General features: G+C 43.8%; 15 protein-coding genes. 5 read left to right on the top strand and 10 right to left on the bottom strand.

Annotation, left to right across the window (positions count from 1 at the left end; all coding sequences use genetic code 11):
- Positions 1–17: 17 nt before the first annotated feature.
- Positions 18–896, bottom strand: coding sequence for an alpha/beta hydrolase family protein (locus tag K2225_RS16505; RefSeq protein ID WP_220585747.1), 879 nt, complete (start codon positions 894–896; stop codon positions 18–20).
- Positions 897–1,079: 183 nt separating this feature from the next.
- Here K2225_RS16505 and K2225_RS16510 point away from each other — a divergent pair, with 183 nt between their 5' ends.
- Positions 1,080–1,568, top strand: coding sequence for a DinB family protein (locus K2225_RS16510; RefSeq protein WP_220585748.1), 489 nt, complete (start codon positions 1,080–1,082; stop codon positions 1,566–1,568).
- Positions 1,569–1,619: 51 nt separating this feature from the next.
- Here the strand turns inward: K2225_RS16510 and K2225_RS16515 are convergent, their stop codons facing one another.
- Positions 1,620–3,110: a Na+/H+ antiporter NhaC family protein gene (locus K2225_RS16515; protein WP_370632773.1), complete on the bottom strand. Its 1,491-nt coding sequence runs from the start codon at positions 3,108–3,110 to the stop codon at positions 1,620–1,622.
- A 135-nt stretch (positions 3,111–3,245) separates the two neighbouring features.
- Here K2225_RS16515 and K2225_RS16520 point away from each other — a divergent pair, with 135 nt between their 5' ends.
- The 3 genes from K2225_RS16520 (at position 3,246) to K2225_RS16530 (ending at position 8,561) form a co-directional block, all read left to right on the top strand.
- A complete protein-coding gene (locus tag K2225_RS16520; RefSeq protein WP_220585750.1) occupies positions 3,246–3,743 on the top strand; it encodes a GNAT family N-acetyltransferase in 498 nt (165 codons plus the stop codon).
- 405 nt (positions 3,744–4,148) lie between these two features.
- Complete coding sequence (ppc, locus tag K2225_RS16525; protein WP_220585751.1) at positions 4,149–6,905, top strand: phosphoenolpyruvate carboxylase; 2,757 nt, start codon at positions 4,149–4,151, stop codon at positions 6,903–6,905.
- 369 nt (positions 6,906–7,274) lie between these two features.
- Positions 7,275–8,561, top strand: a complete 1,287-nt coding sequence (locus K2225_RS16530; protein ID WP_220585752.1) for a GntP family permease — start codon at positions 7,275–7,277, stop codon at positions 8,559–8,561.
- 84 nt (positions 8,562–8,645) lie between these two features.
- On the opposite strand, the gene K2225_RS16535 is transcribed toward K2225_RS16530, so the two are convergent.
- From K2225_RS16535 to K2225_RS16560, 6 genes are all read right to left on the bottom strand, one after another.
- The gene (locus K2225_RS16535; protein ID WP_220585753.1) at positions 8,646–9,422 is read right to left on the bottom strand and encodes a 3-hydroxybutyrate dehydrogenase; all 777 of its coding nucleotides are present in this window, start codon (positions 9,420–9,422) and stop codon (positions 8,646–8,648) included.
- Between the two features lie 105 nt (positions 9,423–9,527).
- Entirely contained in the window at positions 9,528–10,904 is a 1,377-nt protein-coding gene (locus tag K2225_RS16540) for a Glu/Leu/Phe/Val family dehydrogenase (protein WP_220585754.1), read from the bottom strand.
- 129 nt (positions 10,905–11,033) lie between these two features.
- A complete protein-coding gene (gene fabI, locus K2225_RS16545; protein ID WP_220585755.1) occupies positions 11,034–11,813 on the bottom strand; it encodes an enoyl-ACP reductase FabI in 780 nt (259 codons plus the stop codon).
- A gap of 54 nt (positions 11,814–11,867) precedes the next feature.
- Entirely contained in the window at positions 11,868–12,539 is a 672-nt protein-coding gene (locus K2225_RS16550; protein WP_220585756.1) for a Dph6-related ATP pyrophosphatase, read from the bottom strand.
- A 17-nt stretch (positions 12,540–12,556) separates the two neighbouring features.
- Positions 12,557–13,069: a GNAT family N-acetyltransferase gene (locus K2225_RS16555; protein ID WP_220585757.1), complete on the bottom strand. Its 513-nt coding sequence runs from the start codon at positions 13,067–13,069 to the stop codon at positions 12,557–12,559.
- Positions 13,066–14,133 carry a C45 family autoproteolytic acyltransferase/hydrolase gene (locus K2225_RS16560; protein ID WP_220585758.1) on the bottom strand — a complete coding sequence of 356 codons (1,068 nt, stop codon included), beginning with the start codon at positions 14,131–14,133 and terminating at the stop codon, positions 13,066–13,068. Before K2225_RS16560 ends, K2225_RS16555 begins: the two co-directional genes overlap by 4 nt.
- A 336-nt stretch (positions 14,134–14,469) precedes the next feature.
- Here K2225_RS16560 and K2225_RS16565 point away from each other — a divergent pair, with 336 nt between their 5' ends.
- Positions 14,470–15,528, top strand: coding sequence for an NAD(P)/FAD-dependent oxidoreductase (locus K2225_RS16565; protein WP_220585759.1), 1,059 nt, complete (start codon positions 14,470–14,472; stop codon positions 15,526–15,528).
- 36 nt (positions 15,529–15,564) lie between these two features.
- Here the strand turns inward: K2225_RS16565 and K2225_RS16570 are convergent, their stop codons facing one another.
- Complete coding sequence (locus tag K2225_RS16570) at positions 15,565–16,509, bottom strand: ATP-grasp domain-containing protein (protein WP_220585760.1); 945 nt, start codon at positions 16,507–16,509, stop codon at positions 15,565–15,567.
- A 463-nt stretch (positions 16,510–16,972) separates the two neighbouring features.
- Entirely contained in the window at positions 16,973–18,418 is a 1,446-nt protein-coding gene (locus K2225_RS16575; RefSeq protein WP_220585761.1) for a carbon starvation CstA family protein, read from the bottom strand.
- Positions 18,419–18,752 lie beyond the last annotated feature (334 nt).

An 18,752-nucleotide genomic window follows, 5' to 3' on the forward strand; every position in this document is an offset into this window, starting at 1 on the left:
ACCGGCCTATATACATTTTATTTCCCCTTCTCCTCTAGATGCTTTTCAAACCAATCCAACACCTCAGGAGCATACTCATCGAAATGCAGACTCAGACCGTGATCTCCATTTTCATATTCGACATACCGATGAAGATCATGATCACGTTCCATTAAGTCTGCAAACACTCGTGCCTGTTCAACCGGGACTGTCTGATCTCTTTCTCCGTGAAGCATTAGTGTTGGTACAACAAGATCCTCCACCCAATGAATCGGGGCAAGCTCACGATACCAGCTTTGTTCACCACCTGGTTTTCCCATTAGCTGTGCAATTTGTTGCTGGACAGGTTCAGGCTGTGTGAGATATAGCTGCTCCAAGTCGGTAATGCCTCCAATGACAGCTACAGCATCAACCTCCATATCCTGTTGAACAGCGAGTAAACTCATCCATCCGCCACGGGAGTATCCAAGCATGACCGTTCGTTCTTCATCTACATGTGCCAACTCTGCCCCAACCTTTTTTATATCCAGCACGTCTCGAACAAAATCTTCCGTATGGGTTGGTTCAAACTTTTTTTCTGCGTTCTCCCTATAGTGAGTCGCGAGTACAACATACCCCTGATTCGCCCAATAAGATAGGTTTATAAGTTCTTGTGCATCAGTCAACGAACTTTCTCCCACCCCTCCACGATTGTGAATGAGTAAGGGAAGTTTTCCATCAATATCATCCGGCTCCACCCAAAGACCCGGAATTTCAGTACCTTTGCTGTCATATGTAATGGAATATCCTGTAACACCTGGTACACCAATTTCTACCTCTTCCTTACTTTGAAGAACGGATTCACCTTTATCGACAAAGAATACCACAGCCCCGATAAAACAAAGGAAAACGATAAAAGCTCCAAGGAGTTTCTTCACCTGATTCCTCCTTACTTAAAATTGGAATAATCTGTATGACCTGGTCATGCATTTTTTTCCTTTTCTTGTCTGTACATACGAAGGGTGGTGGAAAAGGTTTCATTTTTGGAGGGGCTGGGGAAAGAAACTTTTATTAGAGTTGTGATAGACTCTATGTAACTTCACTTGAAAGGGAGAATCTGTATGTATGGCTTAGATGAGAAAAGAAAGGAACTGCTCCATTTTGTTGAGGAAGTTTCAGATCAAGAAGCATCCGTTAAGCCTGAAGAAGATCGTTGGTCAATTCTTGAAGTTTTAGAACACTTATACTTAATGGAACAACTAATCGTTTATCAGATTAACCAGGCTCTTAAACAGGGAGACACACAACAGGCAACAGAAAAACCGATCCATAAGACGACGAACCGCGACTATAAAGTTGAAGCACCAGAGGCTGTCCGCCCTAAGGGAGAATTCAAAACCCTGGATGATGCAAAAGAAGGTTTGAAAAAGACACGCGAAGCAACTTTGTTCCTGATTCATAATAAAGAAGAGGAAACTTTGCAAAACCGCGTATTCCCTCATCCCGCTTTCGGAGATATGAACTTGGAACAATGGGTAGAGTTTATCGGTTGGCATGAACTACGACACCTGGATCAAATGAAAGAAGTAAAGACCCACATTCATGCGTAATACAAAAACAACCCCCTGAGTGGTGACCACTCAGGGGGTTACTCTTACTACTTACTTTTTAAAATCCTCTGGTTTAACTTCCTCACCATTTTTACCGGTGTAACGAAGTCCCCATCCTGTCCATGCCGCAATAAACATGACAATCAATAATAACCATCCCTGGAAGACGAACGGAAAGACTTCTCCGGGTCCGACTACAGGAAGGAAATCATATTGATCGGCTGCTCCCTGGACGGTAGCCCATGCGAGCAAAACTCCGCCACTCCAAGGGAAGATGTAGCCAAGTGAAGATGTGACGGTATCGAGCAAGTTGGCTCTACGGTACGGATGAATATTCATTTCTGTACCTAATTTACGAACAAAAGGTGCCGCAGCAATCTCAGCTGCCGTGTTAATCGTTATAAATACATTCAAGAAAGCGACTATTCCGAAAATTGAAAGTTCAGCTCGGCGGACAACATTGTTGATCAGCTTCAAGAAGAAGTTTTTAATGACATCCATCGTACCTGCTACGTCCAACAGATAGGCGGCTGCCAATATGAATAAAATTAATATAGCCATATTGAAATAGCCACTGATTCCATCAATTAACGCCCCTTCAATCACCGCTTCTCCCGCATCATTCTTATGGATATGCAGGACCTCTTTCAAGGAATGACCGGAAAGAAGGATAAACACGCCTGCGGCCAAAATCCCGTACGAAAGCGAGGTCAATAAATGGTGACCACTTAAGGCTAAATAGAGAACCAATGCAAATGGAGCCAACATAAGAAGACCTTCAGGTGAAACTTCATTTTGAAGCTCACTGACCACTTGCTGACTGCCCATCTCTCCACCACCGCCAAAAATTACAAATAAAATGAGAGCTGGAATGGCTGCAGTAATGGAATATTTGAAACGCGAACGCACAACTCCTGGTACGTCAGCATCTTGAGTTGTTGCAGAAACAATGGTCGTGTCTGATACAGGGGCCAGGTTATCTCCAAAGACCGCTCCACTCAAAATCGCAGCCAGGAGAATAACAGGATCTGCTCCTAGAATGACTCCAGCCGGATACATCAGAACACCAAAAGTCGCTACTGTACCATAACCGGTACCGACAGCTGTTGAAAACAACCCTGCCAGAAGAAAAGTAATGCCGACAAAAGCTCCCCCTTCCAGTCCGGATTGGAAACCGAACCAAATAAGGCCGTCGACTAATCCGCCAGCGGATAACATGTTTGCAAACATTCCTGCCCAAAACCAGGCAATGATGGCAACGACCCCTACTGGCTGGGCCATGCCGGATATTAAGCTTTGTGCATAATCCGACCATTTGGACTTACATAGGAATAAACCAATGGCAATTCCAATGACCATCCCTAATACTAATGCTTGTTCGGTCACAAGCCCTGTGACACTTAATACAATCGCCCATATGATGAAAAACACCAAAGGAATGGTCGCGGTAAAGACTCCTCCACGAAACTCCAACCTTCGTATGTCTTTTTCTCCTACAGCTTCATCAATGACTTGATCTTGATCTTTTTCTTTATCTGCCACTAGTTTCCCTCCTCTACCAACGTTAACTGTACAATAGTTTATCATCCCATGTGTATAGATGTAATGTCACGATTTTTTTCATAATTTTTCAAAAGTATTGTATCATCGATAAAAAGTAATGAAAGGAGAAAGGCCATGCTTCATTTAATCCCTTTTCAAGAAAAAGATTTTCCAATACTGCTTAGTTGGATTGAATCACCAAGATTCCTTATGCAATGGGGAGGGCCGATGTTCAATTTCCCATTAACCCACCAGCAACTGATGGATTACACCGATGCCCAAGACCGACGAGCCTTCCAAGTGTATGATCCATCATTGGATGCAATCATTGGACACCTCTCCATTGGACGTATAGATAAAGATAAAAAACAGGGACGAATTGGAAAGGTCATCGTTTCTCCCGAATACAGAGGAAAAGGTTATGGCCAACAGATGATTCAGCTAATTTCCACTTACGCCTTCCAGCACCTCGGACTAGAAAGACTGACATTAGGTGTCTTCGACTTCAATAAAGGGGCAATCCGCTGTTACGAAAAGGCTGGCTTCACCAAAGACCGCTACTTCAAAAACCACCGCCCTTTCGAAGACGAATTATGGAGCCTTTATGAAATGAGTCTCAATAAATATACATAACACCTAAGAGGGGAGAATGCGTGGCGTTCTCCCCTCTTACTTTTTCATACTCTCCCCATATCTATACACCCCACCAAGAGGAGAGCTCCAGTAACCCATTTTTATGGAAGACATTGGGTGACCAGGTCATACATATTCTTCCAAATCCTTCAGCTAAGATTTTCATTTTGTGTTTTGATGGGAAAGAATTTAAAATAGTAGAAGTATGTTTATGCATGATTATAAGTTAACGCTTACATTCGTTGTCATCCTTATACTTGCCATATTTTTCTGACCTTTAAAACAGGGTAACTGTTGATGGTATCACGGTTCGAAGTGTTTGACTATGCAAATTATTCTGATAACATTATGAAACACATAGGCAATTTTATCTTACTTAAATTGATCTGACAGGAAGGTGAAAGTATGACTACTGTAAAAAACACAAACGATCATACAACTCCCTTACGCCGGGACATCCATGCATTAGGAAAAATGCTGGGTGATATTCTCGTCCACCACGGCGGAGAGGAACTACTAAACAAAGTAGAAACGATCCGACAATTAACGAAAGACTTGAGGAATAATCCAGATCCCTCAACATATAACCAACTGAAAGATGAGATTCAAAACCTCGAACCACCGATGCGCTCCCAAGTCATCCGCGCATTCTCGATTTATTTCCACCTCGTTAATATCGCTGAACAAAATCATCGTATTCGCCGTCGCCGCGAATACCAATTACGAGAAGATCATGGCGCTCAACCATTCTCACTCGAAAGCGCCGTACAGAATTTGAAAAACAATGACTTTTCTAAGAGTGCGATTCAAGAGGTCTTGAATAAGCTCTCTCTGGAATTAATTATTACCGCCCACCCTACAGAAGCTACAAAGCGAACTGTGCTTGAGATCCAGAAGCGTATTGCAACAATCCTTAAAAAGCTTGACCATCCTCAATTAACGAAGAGCGAACGTGAGAGCTTACAGGACAGCCTTCAAAATGAAGTCACAGTTCTTTGGCAGACAGATGAATTACGCGAACGTAAGCCAACCGTTATGGATGAAGTGCGCAACGGGCTTTATTATTTTGACGAAACCTTATTTGATGTGCTTCCAGATATCCACCAGGAGCTCGAAACTCGGTTGGAAGATCACTATCCAAATGAAGATTGGAACGTCCCGAACTTCCTACGTTTTGGCTCCTGGATCGGCGGCGACCGAGACGGAAACCCGAACGTTACACCTGAAATTACATGGCAGACGCTTCAAAAACAGCGAAAACTGGTTTTGAAAAAGTATGATGAGGTACTCGTCGAGCTGATGAAGCGATTCAGCCATTCTTCCACCCAGGTAACCGTCACCGATGAGTTGAGAAACGCAATTGAACGAGAAGAACCCATGCTTCCAAAAGGGAAGAAATGGCGTGTGGACCGCGAAATTTACCGCCGTAAATTCGCCATTATCCTGGAACGTCTTCGTCAAGTAGGTAAGTCTGATATCGGCTACGGTTATGCGGACGAGCTTCTCAAGGACTTGCGTCAAATTCGTGACAGTGCACAAACGCACCAGCCGAACAAGCGCGAACTGAAAAAACTGCGCAAATTGATTCGTCAAGTGGAACTATTCGGTTTCCACCTCGCTACACTCGATATTCGAAATCATAGTGGCGAACATGAATCAGCTGTCTCAGAACTTCTACAAAAAGTGGGAATTGTCGAGGACTACGCTTCCCTGAAAGAGCAGGACAAGCTTGAAATCCTCCAAGATGTATTGAAGGATCCACGTCCGATTTCATTATTGAACGAAGACTATTCTGAAGAGACACAAAAGATGTTGAATGTCTTTCAGATGATCCGTAGAGCTCATAAGGAATTCGGTGAGCGTTCAATTGAAGTGTATTTAATTAGTATGACGGAATCTGCAAGTGACCTTCTTGAAGTCCTTGTACTAGCGAAGGAAGCTGGCATCTACCGTCTGCATGCAGATGGCACAGTGGAAAGCAACTTGAACGTGGCCCCTCTTCTTGAGACCGTCGACGATCTTGTAGCAGGCCCTGAGATTTTAAAGACTCTATTTGAAATGGATGTCTACAGCAAACACTTGGACAAGCATGGAAATCACCAGGAGATTATGCTTGGATATTCTGATGGAAGTAAAGATGGCGGAACACTAACAGCCAACTGGAGACTTTACAAAGCCCAACAGGAAATTCACGATATGGCCCATGAATACAATGTTGGATTGAAATTCTTCCATGGTCGTGGAGGATCCCTTGGACGTGGCGGTGGACCGTTGAACCGAAGCTTGCTTTCCCAGCCAGTAGAGACTCTTGGTGAAGGCGTAAAAATTACCGAGCAAGGAGAGGTCCTCTCTTCCCGTTACCTTCTGAGGGATATTGCATACCGAAGCCTTGAGCAAGGAGCCTCTACCCTTCTCGAAGGCGCCATGAATATTTCAAAAGAATCCGAACAAGGTCACCATAGGGAAGAACTATGGGAACAAGCCCTTGAGGAAATTTCTGATGTATCCTTGAAAAAGTACCAGTCGCTCGTATTCAGTGATTCCGACTTTTTGACTTACTTTAACGAAGCGACTCCGTTACAGGAAATCAGTGAGCTTAACATCGGTTCCCGTCCAATGAAACGTAAAGACAGTTCTAAGTTTGAAAACTTAAGAGCTATCCCGTGGGTTTTTGCTTGGACACAAAACCGTCAGCTCATTCCAGCTTGGTACGCGGCCGGCACAGGACTTGCCAGTTATGTTGAGAATAACGAAGATAACCTGGCTGTGCTCAAGCAAATGTATGAGAACTGGCCGTTCTTCCGTTCTACCATCAATAATTTGCAGATGGCCCTGACGAAAGCGGATATTCAAACAGCAAAAGAGTATAAAGCCCTTGTCAATGATCAAGAACTTGGTGAACGCATTTTCCAAAACATTGTGGAAGAATACGATCGCACCAAAGACATCTTGCTGAAAATCACAGGAGATGCAGAACTTCTTGATCACCAACCGACCATTAAAGAATCTGTGCGACTTCGTAATCCTTATGTAGATCCATTGAACTTCCTTCAAGTGGAACTCATTAAAGAATTGCGTCAAGTCGATGATCACGAAGATATATTAACAGAAGTTCTTCTTACCATCAGCGGAATCGCAGCTGGACTGCGAAACACAGGCTGATCAATAATTACCAAAACCGAGTATAACCTTAGAGGTTATACTCGGTTTTTTTTATTCAACGATATGGCAGGATTTTGTAAGACACAAATTCAAGTGGTTAAGCTTCGTTGCCCGAGTAAAGCGTCAGGGGTGGCGGGGAAACTATTCGCTTGCCTGTGGGGAGTGGTGAGCTGCCGCGGAAGTCGAGCCATTCCCCGCAGCCCCTTCCACTCCTCAAATTCTCGAAACTGGGTCTTCAAGTATAGAGAGCTTTAGCAAAGGATCAACCGCTAGTTTTCTTTTACCCATTTGAATTCATGTGGAATTCCTCATTTATTTTTAAGTTTTGGACAAAGTAAAACAGATATTAAACAAAGTGAGGGATTCATCATGATCAGTATCCTAATTGGACTCGTATTACTTATGCTTTTGGCTTATCTTGGATGGTCCATCATCTGGATTGCGCCACTGGTATCAGGTATTGTGGCAATTTTAAGCGGTATGGATATCCTGCCCGCATACACAGATACCTACATGCAGGGGTTTGTCGACTTTGCGAAAGACTACTTTCCGATTTTCCTTTTCGGTGCCATTTTCGGAAAATTGATGGAAGATACGGGAGCCGCTCAGTCGGTTGCTCATAAGATTTCAAGCGTAATTGGTAAAAAACGTGCGATTCTTGGCATGCTTTTATCGGCAGCCATTCTTACCTATGGCGGAGTTAGTTTGTTTGTTGTGGTCTTTGCCGTGTATCCATTGGCTGTAGCCATGTTCCGTGAAGCGAATGTTTCTAGAAAGTTGATTCCTTCGACGTTCGTACTTGGGGCTTTCACATTTACAATGACGGCACTTCCTGGAACACCTCAAATTCAGAACATCATTCCCATCAACACCTTCAAGACAGACACGATGGCCGCTCCAATTCTAGGGATTGTTGCCGCTTTGATCATGGCTGTCGGGGGATATTTTTACTTGAAATTCCGTGAAAAACAGCTGAACAACAAAGATGAAAAATTTACAGAGCCTGAAGGTGACAACCAAGTTAAAAGTGTGAACGAAGAAGAACTTCCAAACTGGATTCTTTCCACCATTCCACTAATAGCTGTAGTCTTGACATTGAACGCCTTCGACATCAGCATTTTAGCTGCATTGCTCATCGGGATCATTTTAATCATGATCTTTAACTGGAAAGATTATAAAGATTTCATCAAAGCAATCAATGGCGGGGCTTCCGGTTCGGTTATGGCTACCATTAACACGAGTGCTGCCGTAGGATTTGGTACTGTTGTTACGGCTTCACCTGGGTTTGATTCTGTTAAGGAATTGATTTTCAGTATCCCACTAAGCCCGTTTTTCTCTGAAGCTTTTGCCGTTAGTCTGCTTGCGATGATTACCGGTTCGGCATCTGGTGGAATGGGCATCGCTCTCGAAGCTCTCGGACAGGAATATTACAATATTGCTGTTGATCAGGGGTTAAGCCTTGAAGCTTTTCACCGTATTACTTCGGTAGCGTCTGGAGCCTCCATACTCCCTCATAACGGGGCTCTATTAACATTGTTCACCGTTACAGGTTTGACCCACAAAGATTCCTACAAGGATGTTTTTGTTGTCGGTCTTCTTATTCCGATGATTGCAACCATTGCGATTATCTTCCTTGCTATGATGGGCATTAATTAAATAACCAAAGCTTCTCTCCTTAGGAGGGAAGCTTTTTTGGTAAATGAAAAAACACGCCCCCTGTAAAGAGGGCGTGTTTCATTTTTATTGAACAGTGTAACCACCATCGATGACCGCTGCTTGACCTGTGATGCTTTTCGCTTTTTCACTGACAAGAAAAATCGCATAGTCTGCAATTTCCTGCACTTGAAGCAAACGATTTTGTGGTACGAGTGGATAAATAACTTCTTCTAACGCTTTTTCCTTATCGATGTTTCTTGATTTTGCAAGGTCTTCTAACTGGTTTTGAACTAGCGGTGTATCTACATACCCCGGGCAGATTGCGTTAACCGTAACCCCATGATCCGCCGCCTCTAGAGCAGCTACCTTCGTTAACCCAATCACCCCATGCTTGGCACTGTTATAACCAGCTTTCCCTGCGAAACCGATAAGTCCATTAATAGAAGCCATATTCAAAATTCGGCCATAGCCTTGCTTCTTCATGTGTGGAAACGCGTATTTCGTTCCATAGAATGGACCTTTCAGCATGATATCCAGGATCAATGAATATTTTTCGCTAGGGAAGTCCTCAATTGGAGCAACATGCTGGATCCCTGCATTATTGACTAAAATATCAATTTTACCGAACTTACTGACTGTTTCTTCAATGGCATTTTTCACATCTTCTTCCTTCGCTACGTTGGCAACGACCCCTTCTACTGTATGTCCTTGGGATCGTAGCTGTTCTACTGATTTGTTGAGGGTATCTTCATTGATATCATTAAGCATGACCTTTGCGCCTGCTTTTGCAAATTCGGTGGCGATCTCAAGTCCAATCCCCTGCCCGGAACCAGTAATTAACGCTGATCTACCTTCAAGCATTCCAACTCCTCCTTTAAAATAAGCACTCTTCCTTTAATTTTCCCTTTTCTAAGAAAATATGTGCAAAAAAACTCAGCCTTACATGTAAGGCTGAGTTTTTACACTTTAATAAAGTTTTCCTTGACGGTACATAATCGTCGATAATTTAGTGACGGAATGGATGTAGCAATTTTGTCTTAACGGGAACGGATCCCCGAAAAATTGCGGAAGGATCGTATCCATGGTACCTTTCAACTTATCGAAAAGTCTCTCGAAAACCTGATCCTCCGTCATGAACTGTGCTTCTCTCCCCTGGACCCATTCGTAGTAAGAAACGATGACACCACCAGCATTGGCTAAGATATCTGGGACAATCAATACCCCTTTATCCGCAAGATATCGATCCGCTTCTTCTGTAATCGGTCCATTTGCGCCTTCTACGATGATTTTCGCTTGAATGTCTTTCATATTATCTTTGTGGATTTGATCCTCTAACGCTGCTAAAATCAGAACATCAACATCCATTGTCAATAAATCATCCCTCTCTTTTATTTCTGCCACAAGCTCATGCTCGTTCAGTTCTTGTTCTGTGGAAGGCAGGTCCCCATCATGCTCTTTCGCGAATTGGACAAGACCAGGAATGTCCAGACCATCTGAGTTATACAGCATGACATTCGCATCGCTCACAGCCACCACACGGTTTTTCAGATGATTGCATTGATAGGCTTCAAGCGCAGCAACAGAACCAAGGTTACCGAAGCCTTGGACGGCCATTTTCAACTTCTTATCGGCATGGTCAAGTGCGGTATGAGCAAAAATGTTTTCCGTATCACCCAGCCATTTTCTATGTTCATTGACGAAATCATGCATCATATACCGGAACGTATAGTAGACCCCTTTCCCGGTCGACTCTCTTCTTCCAAGTGATCCTCCGTTGACAATGCTTTTCCCAGTAAAACTGTTGCGGTACGGTTCTCCAGGGTGAATATTTTTGAATTCGCCCATCATCCAGTCCATTTCCCGCTCCCCTGTGCCCACATCCGGAGCTGGAATGTCCTTGTCAGGCCCGAGGATATCATTGAAATATTGGACGTATTTCTTACATATCAAATTGAGTTCTTTTACTGTATATTCTTTCGGGTTGATGACCACTCCCCCTTTACCTCCGCCAAAAGGAAGCTCGTGCAGGGCATTTTTTAAAGTCATCAATTTGGCTAGATTGGAGACTTCATCTTCATCAACCGATTCATGAAAACGAATTCCACCTTTATAAGGACCCACGGTATCACTATGTTGTACGCGGAATGAAGGGATCCTTACAATCGTGCCATTTTCTGTCGTGATGCGCAGGAAAGATTTGTGGATATGATTCGGAGTCGAGAGCAGGGCGACTAATGAGTTGTATGCTTGCTCACGTGTTTGTGCTTTTAAATCAGGCAGAAAATCTTCATCTTCCATAATGGCTTTCAATGACTCTTCAATAATGGTTTGTTGTCTTTGCATAATCCGATAGCCTCCGTTCTAATGAATTGGTCCTGTGTTGATTTCCTTATCTAAGAGTCCATTCCCCAAACAGAAGCTGTAAAACGTTTTCAGCAAAGAAAAAGCCCCCTGCGCGAGGGGGCTTTTCCATCAACCTAAAATATTGTACCCCGAATCAACGTAGACAATCTCCCCTGTCACTCCGCGTGACAAGTGGCTCATCATGGCCAGTGTCATATCGCCGACCTCTTCCTGCGTTACATTCTTTTTCAGAGGAGCGGTTTCTTCAATTTTGTGTAAAATTTCATTGAAGCTTGGTACGCCTTTCGCTGCAAGGGTACGTACCGCACCAGCTGATATGGCATTGACTCTGATTTGATTTTTACCTAAATCAGAGGCCAAATAACGGACAGTAGCTTCAAGGGATGCCTTTGCTACCCCCATGACGTTGTAGCCTTCGACCACTCGTTCAGCCCCGAGATAACTCATGGCAATCATCGATCCGCCTTCTGTCATATAAGGTTGACTGGCTTTTGCAACCGCAATAAGAGAATAAGCACTTGTGTCCTGTGCAAAAGCAAACCCATCGCGGGAAGTTTCGATGAAATCCCCTTTCAAATCCTCGGCATGGGCAAAAGCAATGGAATGACAGACGCCATGAATGACTCCGACTTTCTCACCGATCTCTGTAAATGCTCTCTGAATACTTTCATCATTGTTCACATCACATTGGACGATGGCTTTCGCATCCAACCCACCTTCTGCCAGCAGCTTTTCAAGTTTTTTATAACTTCTTTCTTTTCGATATGTAAAAATAACGTTCGCTCCTGCCTGATAAAGGGATTTAGCCACGCCCCAGGCAAGACTTCTCTGGTTCGCCACACCCATGACAACGATGTTCTTATCTTTCATTTGTAAAATATCTTCCATAGTAACCTCCAACAATGTGTTTTCTTAGTTATACCTTATTCCAAAGAGGAATGTCTACTCTTCATCCAACTCTACATGAGAAAACCTGCCATCATGTGACTCAAATCGGTTCCCATGCTGGACCCTCAAAGGGGTATGGAACAAGGGGCCATCACAAACGAATGTGTGAAACTCACCATTTTCTCCGCAAGGGTCAATATCAGAGGGTAAGGAATGCAGAAACCCCTGATCATAAAGAATTCCGGGGAGTCGTTGATCCAGCTTCAGTGTATCAACGGTAGTGACCACTGCCTGAAATCCATTTCCAATGACCTCTGAGGCCACTTTCTGTGAACCCATCCCCCATAAAGGATAAACGCCCGTCATCTTATTCTTTTTCAATAATTGGTCTCGGAATGATCGAATATCTTCAAGGAACAGATCAGCGTACACCACTTTGCTGATTTTTCTTTCCCTGAAGCCTTCAAACATTTTTTTCATAACCATGTTATAGACCTGATTCGATGGACGTTCCGGGACCATGACAATCTCAAGTGGTAGGCCAAGGGCATCCGCCTGCTTCATGAGCAGATTCTGACTGACTTCATGGACAGGTAAACGCAAAGAATGTTCAGAGATGGTGGAAAAAAGGCCCGCGATCTCATAATTTTCATCATCCATCACTTTCTGCAAGGCCAGGGCCGAATCTTTTCCACCGCTCCAGGAGACGATCACTTTCTCTGGCATTTTCCAATCACTTCCTTTTATGAATGTAAATGCAGTGCCATGTGGATCAGATTCTCACTTTTGCCGTTCTTCCGAATGTAATCTTGAAAGCATCCTTCCTTTTGAAAACCGAGAGACTCATAAAGGTGGATGGCTCGTGCATTGGAAGCCGATACATTCAACCGTATAATATCAAGCCCATCCGTTCGCCGGCATCTTGCTATCATGGCGGTTACGAGTTCCCGTCCAATCCCCAAGTTTCTTACGTCCTTTTTCACACTAACACCGAATGTGCCTTGATGTCTTGTGGCAGATAGAGAACCCAGATTAAAGTTTAAAAAACCGACCACCTCCCTGTCCCTTTCTGCCACCAGAAAAAACTCAGGTTCTTCATGCCGGCTGATCCATGCTTTTTCTTTTTCCAGAGAATCGTGGAATTCAGAGAGATGTTTCAACCCATATCCTTCAGATAAAATTTCCTTAGCAATCATCATCGTATTAGGTGCATCTTTTGGATGCCCCTTACGAATCACACATGAGGGCACGGTCATTTCTTACCACTCCAATAAGCGCCGTCCTCCATGTGAGCAAAAGGAATGTCGGTATCCACTTCTCCAACTACCTTTTCATCTTCGAGGTCCTCTCCATTCAACCAACGAGAGAAATCAAATTCCATCGGTTCTCGATCCCCACCTAAAGCAAACCAGGCTTTGTTTTCTTTTGGTAAGTATCCGGATGTGTGAATGGTTCCTGCCCAATTGCTGTACAGTTTAGAAAATACACCTCGATCTGTATCATTCATTAACCGGAAAGCATCATTAGCACATTGGATTTTTTCACGATTTGATTGGATCGCATCCATACGCTTCTTAGAATCCACAAGATGATTTCGATTTTCCTTTTTCATAATTTCAAAATGGTTCGTACACACGTCCGCTTCCCTTACCTCTACTCCCCGGGGAGAAGCCTCCACTACATAAGTCACATTGCTTTTGTCAAATACAATGTAACTAAATGAGTGGCGGTGAGGGATCTCACGTAGCATTTGAACAGCTTCTGTTACGTTCGCGCAGGACTCAAGCACAAGTCGTCCAATCATACAACAAATAAAGCCGTCCCCAGGGCGTTTGCGGTGCATGAAATTATAGCCCATCACAAGCCCTTTTTCATTCATCCCATCCATACGTCCGGTAATGCGCTGTGTCGGCCCTATGATACTGTATCCTTGATCGGTCGGTTGAAAAAGGCTGTACCGGCCCTCGTACGTTTTAGGCATATAATCATAATTCCGAATGAAATAGCCGTCTCCAGTCATAATCGAGCATCCACTCCGCTTGTAATCGATGCGGTATCCACCGAATTCCATCATCACTTTTTCCATCGGCCATTCCAACGCATACTTCAGTCCAAGAAGTTCGTCCCATACACCTGGTGCAAAGCGTGTGATCGCTTCCTTCACTTCCTGCTCTTCTACAATAAAGCGAGGCTTCCTCACCCGCCATTGTTTCTCTCTATTCTTCACTGTCCACGAATCTCTCAGCTGTTGACCTTGAAAGAACCCAAAATCATAATGAGTGCCTCTAAATTGCAAAAGATCGCTATGTATTTTTTTCATTATCGTTTCCTTTCTAACCGTTTCTGCCTTCAATGTACCAGATTTCACTTCGAAATTGAACTATCCACCATCGTTATTAAACATAATGGCAGAATTGTGTAAGAATTGGTTTCGAGACTGAGTCTTCCACAATCGAGAGCTTAGGTGAAAGAATTTGTTAAGGATGAGACATTTAGACTTTTAAATATTTTTGGAGAGGGAATCGAATAATAAGGAAAGATGAGAGAATTTGCTTAATCATTCTAGTTTTTCACCAGTAATTTTGGTACTCTAAAGGTTGTAACAATCAGAAAGCGTTTTCGATAAGGGGATTAAGGAAAAGGTGGTGGAACAAAGATGAAAGAAGTCGTTATTTTGGGGGGCGGCTATGGCGGTATGAACACTCTGCACGGGTTGCTCGATCAAATCCCAGAAGATGTACATATCACTGTCGTCGACAGGAATCCTTACCATTCATTAAAAACTGAATTTTACACCATAGCAGCAGGAACAGAGTCTGACCGTCATGCGCGCGTTGATTTTCCGAAACACGAGCAAGTCACTTATGTCTTTGATGAAGTGGAGAAAATCGACACAGATAATGAGACTATTATCATCAAAGGTGGGGAAAAAAGCCTTCCTTACGATTACTTATTAATTGGTCTAGGCTGTGAGGATAACTATCACGGCATCGAAGGAGCACGAGAATTCACAGAAAGTGTGCAGACGTTCTCGAAAGCAAGGAGTGCGGGCTTCGCTATTAACAACCTTGGGGCCTATGGAAAGGTGACTGTTGTCGGAGCTGGATTAAGTGGGATCGAGGTCGCTTCAGAAGTGCGAGAAAGCAGACCCGATTTGAATATTCGCTTATTGGACCGTGGCGAAACGGTATTGAAGGCCTTCGATTCTAAGATTCAAGATTACGTGGAGAAGTGGTTTAAAGATAATGAAGTAGAAGTCATCCACGGAGCAAACGTAGAATACGTTGAAAAAGACGGCGTATGCAACAATGGGGTTTGTTATTTGAACGATGTGACTGTATGGACCGCAGGAGTCCGTCCAAACTTCCTTGTCAGAGAGCTTCCTTTTGAAAAGGATGACCAGGAAAAAGTTATCGTCAATGATTTTTACCAAGTGCCCACCCATCAAAATGTCTATGTTGTAGGGGATTGCGCAGCCTCCGAACACTCTCCTAGTGCGCAGCTTGCCGGCCAGCAAGGAGAGAAGGTTGCCGACGTACTCAATGCCGTCCTTAGAGACCGCGTACCTGAACGTCCGTCTGAGGTGAAACTTAAAGGGGCCCTCGGCTCTCTTGGGAAGAACGACGGATTTGGCAACATGCTTCAAAAACCTATGACAGGCGTCCTTCCTCGACTCGCCAAATCAGGAGTTCTCTGGTTAAGCAAACGACACTAAAAAAGATCGATCACGTTCATGTGATCGATCTTTTTGTTATACATGTGACTTCTCTAAAAGCCCTCCGAGGTACTTTGCCAGCTCAAGCATGCCATAAGTTCCTGCTATTGCTTCAGCATCCGAATTGTAGTTTGTATTCGTGTTCACATCATAGGTGTAAAAACGACCTTCGTTATCCTGAATCGCTTCAATCCCAGCTACGTCAATGTTGTTTTCTCGTAAGAATCTTTCATAATCATCAACGATGGATGGTCGATAATTTTCAAGAACTTCAAACTTTGCTTTAGGTGTTTGTGGTTCCGCATCCGTCGGGCAGTACAGGTCTTCAATCGAACAAGCGTCTGCCGGGCATAGTTCAAATCCTTCAGACGTATCCACTTTCACCCCATAGACAAACTTTCCACCTACGAATTCATGACGGACAATATAAGGCTCTGGAGCCTCAATATATTGTTGGATCAATGTAATCCCATCGACTGGATCCTCAAAAGATTCACCATCCAAGTATTCACGCAACGCTTCCGTAGAATGAAAAAGCTGAACTCCCTGCCCTTTTCCGGCACGGTTGTGTTTCGTTATGAATGATTCCATGTCCAACTGCCGCGCAGCATCCAGAATATTTTCTTTCCCTACAGCCGTAATCGTTTTCGGGGTGCGAATGCCCGCTTGATTTAAAGCCATGTATTGATTGACCTTGCTTACTTCAAGCCTTAAAGCACGGCTGCCATTTACTATGGTGCGGTCATGGCGTTCGAGCCAGGCAAGCACCGCTTCAGTAAACTCAGGCGCATAACGATGATTCCTTGTGTGAGAAGAAGCACTGATGCGGTTGTAAAAAACCCCTTCCGGTGGCTCGCTTGTCAAATCAAGCGTTCCCTGATCTAAATGCCAAAGTTCATATGGTAAATCGAGTTCTTCTAAACGCTCCGTTAAATGATCGGTCCATTCATCGTTCTCATGGAGGATATAAATTTTGCTCATCGAACCGACTCCTTTCCATTTCTTCTTGTTACTTATCATCATATCATAAAAATCCTATAAGGTTACTAGGAATAAGCTCATTACAAAGAAATACCAACTCCCACAAACGCTCCCTTTACTTGAAGACTCAGTTTCGATACTTTTGTTGAGCGGTGGGGGCTGCGGGGAATAACTCGCTTTCCGCGGGAGCGCGGTGAGCCTCCTCGGACTGCATCCTGTGGGGTCTCACCCTGCACTTTTTTCCCGCAGGAGTCTCGCCATTCCCCTCCGCCCCTTTTCGATGTAAGTGTCTCAAAACCACTCCCCCACAGGAAAGCGAAGTAGCTTCCCAGCCTCCCCTGACGCCTAACAAGGCAACAAACCCGGAAACTTCTCGAAACTGAGTATTCAAGAATCCTGCCATTATCTTTAATAAGATGGAAAAGAATAAAAGCCGCTTGCCTGAGGCTAAGCGGCTTTTAGATTATCCTGCTTTTGAGGTAATGATGGTATCTTCTTTTCTCACTTTCTGTTTAATTACCTGCCATACGAACCATGTGGCAACGGCAACCCAGATGACCGATCCTAAGATCATAGAAGTGGAATACTCCATACCAAACCCTTCAGGAGCGTAGAAAATATAAGAGCTTACTACAGCCGTCATGAACAGAGCAGGAACACTACAGATCCAGTGGAATTTGTGATTCTTCAACAAATACATGGCTCCTGTCCAAAGCATCACTGTGGCTACCACCTGGTTGGACCATCCTACATATCTCCAAAGAAAGCTGTAATCCATTTGCGTTAACAGGAACGTTGGAACCGTAACCGGGATTGCGAATAGCAGGGGGGTCCATTTTCCGTCGAATTTCTTTTTACTGACCTGACGGGCAAAATCAACAAGCATCATACGTGAAGATCGTAGTGCTGTATCCCCCGTAGTAATTGGAAGGATAATGACACCAAGAACGGCAAGGATTCCACCCAGCGTACCAAGTGTCGTGCTGCTGATTTCATTAATGACACCGGCTGGGCCTCCTTCTGCCAGTGCGGTTTGAAGACCTCCTGTGTTACCGAAGAAGGTCATGCCCGCAGCTGCCCAGATTAAAGCAATAATTCCTTCAGCAATCATGGCTCCATAAAACACTTTTCTTCCTTCACTCTCTTTTTTCAATGTTCGAGCGAGTATTGGACTCTGTGTACTGTGAAAGCCTGATATCGCTCCGCATGAAATCGTCACCATCAGCATCGGCCAGATTGGTAATTCATCTGGATGAAGATTGCTGACCGTCAAATTAGGAATGGGGTGGTCGAAGAAGAACATCCCTATCCCTATGGAGACAGCCATGAATATTAAGATGGCTCCAAAGATCGGGTACACTTTTCCAATAATTTTGTTGATAGGTAGAAGAGTAGCAATAAGAAAATATGAAAAAATGATTAATACAGATGTAAAAAATCCTAGTGGCGTGATTTCTGCCATCAACTGAGCCGGACCAGCCGTAAAGGCTGCAGCTACTAAAATCATAAGGCCAATGGATAACAGATTAATCACCGAACGAGCGGGACGGCCTAAGTACTTCCCTACAAGTGTCGGGTACTGAGCTCCGCCATGACGAAGGGAAAGCATTCCTGAGAAATAATCGTGGACAGCTCCAGCAAAAATGGAGCCAACAACGATCCAGATAAATGCTACGGGACCATATAACGCTCCCATCACAGCTCCGAATATAGGTCCAAGCCCAGCGATATTTAATAGCTGGATAAGACTCGCTTTCCACCAGCTCATCGGCACATAGTCAAAACCATCGTTCTTTTCATATGCAGGTGTCTTTTTCTGATCATTGATTCCGAAAATTCGTTCAACCACCTTTGCATAAAAAAGATATCCGACGACAAGTAAAACAATAGATGCGATAAATGTGATCATCGCTGAGCCTCCTTTCAAATTTGAATGTAAGAAGTATTCTAGCGATGATTTTGTCGAATCACAACCCATTTTTCTGAATATTTATATTTTTATCTTTTTTTTCTTAAAAATTAAGCGCTACCAAGATTATTTAGCGGTGTTTTTACTTTCTATCGCTTAAATAAGTGGGGCACTGTTTTTCACATGATTGGAACCAGGAAAAAAATTGAACATAAAAAAACTCCTGCGTCACTCGCAGGAGTTCATGTTTCTTATGTAACCTGCCACCCTGTAGAAATGGTTAAGTTTCCCGCAGTCGTTTCGATTGCCAGGGCGGCATTGATTTTAAGATACC

The organism is Halobacillus sp. Nhm2S1 (assembly GCF_019599545.1).
Lineage (GTDB): Bacteria > Bacillota > Bacilli > Bacillales > Halobacillaceae > Halobacillus.

Bases quoted from the DNA above. Each gene is read 5' to 3' on its own strand.
- K2225_RS16510 (WP_220585748.1), top strand. From the start codon at position 1,080: ATGTATGGCTTAGATGAGAAAAGAAAGGAACTGCTCCATTTTGTTGAG.
- K2225_RS16520 (WP_220585750.1), top strand. From the start codon at position 3,246: ATGCTTCATTTAATCCCTTTTCAAGAAAAAGATTTTCCAATACTGCTT.
- ppc (WP_220585751.1), top strand. From the start codon at position 4,149: ATGACTACTGTAAAAAACACAAACGATCATACAACTCCCTTACGCCGG.
- K2225_RS16530 (WP_220585752.1), top strand. From the start codon at position 7,275: ATGATCAGTATCCTAATTGGACTCGTATTACTTATGCTTTTGGCTTAT.
- K2225_RS16535 (WP_220585753.1), bottom strand. From the start codon at position 9,422: ATGCTTGAAGGTAGATCAGCGTTAATTACTGGTTCCGGGCAGGGGATT.
- K2225_RS16540 (WP_220585754.1), bottom strand. From the start codon at position 10,904: ATGCAAAGACAACAAACCATTATTGAAGAGTCATTGAAAGCCATTATG.
- fabI (WP_220585755.1), bottom strand. From the start codon at position 11,813: ATGGAAGATATTTTACAAATGAAAGATAAGAACATCGTTGTCATGGGT.
- K2225_RS16550 (WP_220585756.1), bottom strand. From the start codon at position 12,539: ATGCCAGAGAAAGTGATCGTCTCCTGGAGCGGTGGAAAAGATTCGGCC.
- K2225_RS16555 (WP_220585757.1), bottom strand. From the start codon at position 13,069: ATGACCGTGCCCTCATGTGTGATTCGTAAGGGGCATCCAAAAGATGCA.
- K2225_RS16560 (WP_220585758.1), bottom strand. From the start codon at position 14,133: ATGAAAAAAATACATAGCGATCTTTTGCAATTTAGAGGCACTCATTAT.
- K2225_RS16565 (WP_220585759.1), top strand. From the start codon at position 14,470: ATGAAAGAAGTCGTTATTTTGGGGGGCGGCTATGGCGGTATGAACACT.
- K2225_RS16570 (WP_220585760.1), bottom strand. From the start codon at position 16,509: ATGAGCAAAATTTATATCCTCCATGAGAACGATGAATGGACCGATCAT.
- K2225_RS16575 (WP_220585761.1), bottom strand. From the start codon at position 18,418: ATGATCACATTTATCGCATCTATTGTTTTACTTGTCGTCGGATATCTT.